At 47.3% G+C, this 5,894-nt stretch carries 2 protein-coding genes and 2 pseudogenes; all 4 read left to right on the top strand.

The features are described 5' to 3' along the window. The first annotated feature begins 616 nt into the window (after nucleotides 1–616). The 4 genes and pseudogenes from JCM11969_RS15725 (at nucleotide 617) to JCM11969_RS15710 (ending at nucleotide 5,812) form a co-directional block, all read left to right on the top strand. Complete coding sequence (locus tag JCM11969_RS15725; RefSeq protein ID WP_054712716.1) at nucleotides 617–1,792, top strand: galactokinase; 1,176 nt, start codon at nucleotides 617–619, stop codon at nucleotides 1,790–1,792. A 118-nt stretch (nucleotides 1,793–1,910) separates the two neighbouring features. Then, nucleotides 1,911–2,914 (top strand): annotated as a pseudogene (gene galE, locus JCM11969_RS15720) (UDP-glucose 4-epimerase GalE). Nucleotides 2,915–2,916: 2 nt separating this feature from the next. Further along, nucleotides 2,917–4,376: pseudogene (locus JCM11969_RS15715) on the top strand (UDP-glucose--hexose-1-phosphate uridylyltransferase). 440 nt (nucleotides 4,377–4,816) lie between these two features. After that, complete coding sequence (locus JCM11969_RS15710; protein ID WP_054712713.1) at nucleotides 4,817–5,812, top strand: LacI family DNA-binding transcriptional regulator; 996 nt, start codon at nucleotides 4,817–4,819, stop codon at nucleotides 5,810–5,812. Nucleotides 5,813–5,894 lie beyond the last annotated feature (82 nt).

Here is a 5,894-nt window from a genome sequence, read left to right as displayed (position 1 = left end):
TCGATTAATTTAAATGAATGACGATGACGACTGCTCTTATTGGGTGGTCGTTTTTTTTGTGGCGACCGTTCTGCGCTATGATTTGGTGCGCTTTACTTTTGAAAAAAATGACAAACTGAGGATTCTTGTATAGACGTTAGAGGTTAATTAGTTCATATTGCATACTCGAATCCCTGATCGTTATTAGTAAAGCAACGTGAACGGTCAACAGGTTAGGCGAAAATTCATCTCAAATTTGGTTTAACCCATATTCAATTATTAAGTGAAGTGGTTTGGAACCAGTTTTGTGAGCGTAACGGAGTCGGACGAGCTCGGAGCAGTGGTGTCGATGTTACTTGGTGAGGGTACTTTCCTCGCCTAGTAACATGTGAGTGAAGGAGATCCATTTTTTCTGAAAGAAAAAATTAGCTTCTTCGCGAACCACTACAGCTCCCAGAGTCGTCCGACGGAGTGAAGCGGACGCAAGCATAATCTCATAACCATAGTAAAATTTACAAAGAAAATGTATGAAAACAAAATCCCATCTATGAAAAGTAACCGATTACATTTGACTTGTGACGGCATTTGGCGTATCTTAGTTTATGGTAAAAGTTTTAGTAAAAACGGAGGCCTGATCATGGACTATTCAAGTTTAAAAAAGGAATTTAACGATGCATTCGGCTACGAAGCTGACAAGGTGTACTTCGCCCCAGGCCGGATCAACCTGATTGGTGAACATACTGATTATAATGGCGGCAACGTGTTCCCTTGTGCGATTAGCATGGGGACGTACGGTGTCTACAAGGCACGTGAGGATAACAAGATCCGCGTGCAATCTGCCAACATTCCAGACGCCGGTGTCATTGAATTTACAACTGATGAATTAGATTTCAAGAAGGATCTAAGCTGGGACAAGTTCGTTCGCGGTGTCCTTTATGAATTAAAGGCTAACAAGAATTTTACTGCTCCTCATGGGTTTGATTTATTTGTTCATGGTGATTTGCCAGATGCTTCTGGCTTGTCATCTTCCGCTTCAATCGAATTACTGTTGGGCAACATTTTCAACACTGAATTTGGTTGGGGTCTCGAACAACTCGACCTCGTTAAGAATGGCCAAGCTGTTGAAAATGACTATCTTGGATTAAATACCGGGATCATGGATCAATTCGCTATCGGGATGGGGAAGAAAGACCAAGCTGTTTTGCTGGATACCAACACCCTGAAATACGAATATGTGCCTGCTGAATTGGGCGATAACGTGGTGGTGATCATGAACACCAACAAGCGGCGTGAACTCGTTGACTCAAAGTACAACGAACGTCGCAGCCAGTGTGAAGAAGCGGTTGCCCGCATGCAAAAGGGCGGCGTTGTTATCAAGACGCTTGGTGAATTAAGTCAGGATGAATTTGATGAAGAATCCTACTTAGTTGATGACGATATTTTGATCAAGCGTGCCCGTCATGCCGTTATCGAAAATCAGCGGACCCTGCGTGCTAAGCAGGCGTTGACGGATGGCGACCTTGTGAAGTTTGGCAAGCTAGTGAATGCTTCTGGCGTCTCATTACGTTATGACTACGAAGTCACTGGTAAGGAATTGGATTGCTTAGTTCAAACCGCCTTGAAACAAGACGGTGTCTTGGGTGCCCGGATGACTGGTGCCGGTTTCGGCGGCTGTGCCATTGCCATTGTCAATAAGGATAAAGTTGACGCCTTCTCTAAGGCTGTCGGTGACGTTTATAAGAAGGAGATCGGTTATGATGCTAGCTTCTATGTTGCTAATATTGCTGATGGTCATAAGGAAATCAAAGCTTAATCTCGTTTTAGTAAAAGCGTACAATTAAATTGTGAATTGAAAAAAATGACACTCGCTGGCCCCGCCCGGTGGGTGTTGTTTATCAGATAAGAAGAGAGACTATCAGGAGGTTACTTACATGACTGTTGTTGTATTAGGTGGTGCCGGTTATATTGGCTCCCACACCGTTGATCGTTTAGTTGAAAAAGGGTATGACGTTGCTGTGATCGATAGTTTTATTACTGGGCACCGTGCTGCTGTGAACCCGAAAGCGCGGTTTTACCAAGGGGACATTCGCGACCGTGGCTTCTTAGACCGCGTTTTTGGCACTGAGAAAAACGTTGAAGGCGTTATTCATTTCGCTGCCTTCTCCATCGTGCCAGAATCGATGGAAAACCCGTTGAAGTACTTTGATAACAACACTGGTGGCATGATCACTTTGTTGGAAGCCATGAAGGATCACGACATTAAGCGGATCATCTTCTCAAGTACCGCTGCAACCTATGGCGAACCTAAGCAGATTCCTATCAAGGAAACGGATCCGCAGATTCCTACCAACCCGTATGGCGAATCAAAGCTCTGCATGGAAAAAATTATCAAGTGGGCTGACAAGTCATACGGTATCAAGTTTGTGGCGCTGCGCTACTTTAACGTTGCCGGTGCTAAGGACGACGGTTCCATTGGTGAAGACCACCATCCAGAAACCCACTTGGTCCCAATTATTCTCCAAGTGGCTGCTGGTGAACGTGACGGGTTGAAGATCTTCGGGACCGACTACCCAACTAAGGATGGAACCAATGTTCGTGACTATGTCCACGTGATGGATTTGGCCGACGCACACATTTTGGCTCTTGAATACCTCAAGGACGGTCATGACAGTGACGCCTTTAACTTGGGCTCTTCAACTGGATTCTCCAACAAGGAAATCTTGGAAGCTGCTCGGAAGGCCACTGGCCAACCCATTCCTGCCGAAGATGCTCCTCGGCGGCTGGTGACCCAAGCACCTTGATTGCTGCTTCAGACAAGGCCCGTAAGATTCTGGGCTGGAAGCCACAGTATGATGACGTGGAAGAAATTATCCGAACTGCTTGGAACTGGAAGCAGAGTCATCCAAAGGGTTACAACGATCGGGGTGAAGCCTAGTCATGTCTAAAACAGTTGATCAATTCGTGGATGCAATCATTGACAGCGGCACCTATCAACCGCTGGATCGCATTTACGTGACAAATAAGGTCCTTGGCTTTGTGGGCGATGCCCAAGCCGTTGACGCCAAGAGTGACGACCTGTTAGACGTGCTCGATGCGTTGCTTGAAACAGCCGTTCAGAATGGCAAAATTGAAGACAGTCAAACGGACAAGGATATCCTTGAAGCCCAACTGACTGATTTAATGACGCAACGCCAGCCAACATTAATGCCAAATTTTGGAACAAGTACAACAACAGTCCAGAAGAAGCCACTGACTACTTCTACGATTTGAGTCGTAAGAATGATTATATTAAGACCCGTGCGATTGCGAAGAACATCGTCTTTGACGCGCCAACTGACTTTGGTGATCTGGAAATCACGATCAATTTATCCAAGCCTGAAAAGGATCCGAAGGCCATCGCGGCCGCTCGGAACCAGAAGACTAACACTTACCCGTTAAGTCAGCTGGCCATTGAAAACGAAGGTTATCTAGGGCGGTTAGGCTATCCGGCGCGTTCCAATCACCGGGTTATTCGGATGACGCTTGGCGGCGAACCCTGGGGTTTCCAGTATTCGCCATACGCTTACTTCAGTGAGCATGCCATCTTCTTGTTGGCAGCTCACCGACCAATGGCTATCACACAGCGGACGTTTACGAACCTGCTGGAGATCGTGCACACGTTCCCACACTATTTTGTGGGGAGTAATGCTGACCTGCCAATCGTTGGCGGCTCTATGCTGGCGCAGGACCACTATCAGGGTGGTCGCCACCAGTTCCCAATGATGAAGGCCCCCGTTGCGCGCGAGATTACCTTGCCCGGTTTTGACGACGTGGATGCCGGAATCGTGAAATGGCCAATGTCCACGATTCGCCTGACTGGGGACACCCCAGATTCACTGATCAATGCCGCCAACCTGATTGCGGAATCCTGGAAACAGTATTCTGACGAAACCGTTGATGTGCGCGCCTTTACGGATGGGAAACGGCATCATACGGTGACGCCGATTGCCTACCGCAAGGGTGATCAATTCGTGCTGGATATCGTTTTACGGGATAACCAAACCTCTGACCAATATCCAGACGGCATTTTCCATCCACATCAGGATGTGCAACACATTAAAAAGGAAAACATCGGTCTCATTGAAGTCATGGGACGTGCCATTTTACCGGCACGACTGAAGACTGAAATGCAGGAAGTTAAAAAGTACGTTCTTGATCAACCTAATGAGATGAAGGACTACCACAAGGCTTGGGCTGATGACCTTAAGGCAACTAACGACTTTACAGCTGATAACGCTGATCAAATTATTGATCAAGCCATCGGGAAAGTCTTTGCGCGGGTGTTGCAAGATGCTGGCGTGTTCAAGCAGACCGCCGACGGTGAAGCCGCATTTGACCGGTTTATTGCACAGTTATAACAGTCTTTATCTGTCGTTTTGACAGGTGGTAGCTCGTGGGCGATGGTCTGCGGGCTATTGTTGTGAGGGTGTTTTGATGGTTGACGTAAGGGCTTCCATGCGACACAATGGTGATGTAAATATGTATGGAAGGGTAGATATGAGAGATGTCTCGGTTTGAGGGTCTCTCTTATCTAGCCGAAACGTGTTCAGCAGGGCACGGGGCTACTGCGTAAGGTACTCTGGCCAAAAAAGTCAGGCCCGGACTTTTTCGACCAGAGTACCTTACGCTCCGCCCCTAACCGCCCTGCTTCACACTCTATCGAAACGTGCTCAGCAAGGCTGAGGGCTACTGCATAAGCTAACTATGACAAAAAATCCAAGCCCGGGATTTTCCGTCATAGTTAGCTTATGCTCCGCCCTCAAACCGCCTTGCTTCACACTCTAGGAGGGGGCTCCCCATGAAAGTCACACTTAAAGATATTGCACAAAAAGCGGGTGTTTCCTTATCCACTGTTTCTCGGGTACTGAACTACGACACCACGCTTTCGGTGAGCGACGACACTCGGCAACGGATCTTTGAAATTGCTGAAGAGTTGAACTACACCAAGATCAAACGGTCACCGAAGAATCCTGAGGTGCATCGAATCGCTGTCGTTCAGTGGTATTCAGAGAACAAGGAAATGGATGATCTCTATTACATGGCCATTCGCATGGGTATTGAAAAGCGCAGCCAAGAGTTGCAGATTCAGACCACACCCGTTTTTCAAAACCAAGTCTCTGAAATTAGCCAGGATGTTGACGGCATCATCGCCGTTGGTAAGTACAGCGAAGACCAGGTCAGTCAGCTATCAGAGTTGACAAATAATCTGATGTTCGTTGACTGGAGCGAAATTGGCCGCGGCTTTGACAGCGTTGTGACTGACTTTAAAACACCGGTGACAGCAGCGTTACAGCTATTATTAGCGCAAAGTGATGAAGTTGGAATCATTTACGGGTCAGAATACACAACTGACCGCAAGCTAAAGATTCCAGATCCAAGATATAGCATTTATAAACGCCTCATGACGAGTTCTAGCAAGTATAACGACAAGCTGGTATTCCAGGGCAACTACACAAATCAATCGGGCTATGACCTGATGCAGCAAGCCATTCGCGAATTAGGTGATGACTTACCACACGCGTTCTTTATCAGTAACGACCCAATGGCAATCGGTGCTTTGAAAGCACTGGGCGAGGCTAATATCGACGTGCCGGAACGGGTAAGCTTGTTTAGCTTTAACGACACCTCAGTGGCAAAGTACGTCTATCCAGAACTAAGCGCAGTCCATGTATACACGGACCAAATGGGTGTCACGGCTGTGGATATGATGAAGTCAAGGTTGGATGACGGGAGAGACGTCCCGTTGAAGACCGTGGTTGCGACGACTTTGATGAAGAGGAAGAGTACAAGGTAGAGTGTGGAAGCAGGCTCCGCCCTCTGCCTGCTGGAACACGTTTCAGCTATGATGCCAAGAAAAGTAGTAGCCATAAGCACTG

The sequence above is a fragment of the Secundilactobacillus paracollinoides DSM 15502 = JCM 11969 genome (assembly GCF_001311135.1).
Classification (GTDB): Bacteria; Bacillota; Bacilli; order Lactobacillales; family Lactobacillaceae; genus Secundilactobacillus; species Secundilactobacillus paracollinoides.
The sequence above is the reverse complement of the archived record's forward strand: the minus strand, read 5'-3'. Positions and strand labels throughout refer to the sequence as shown.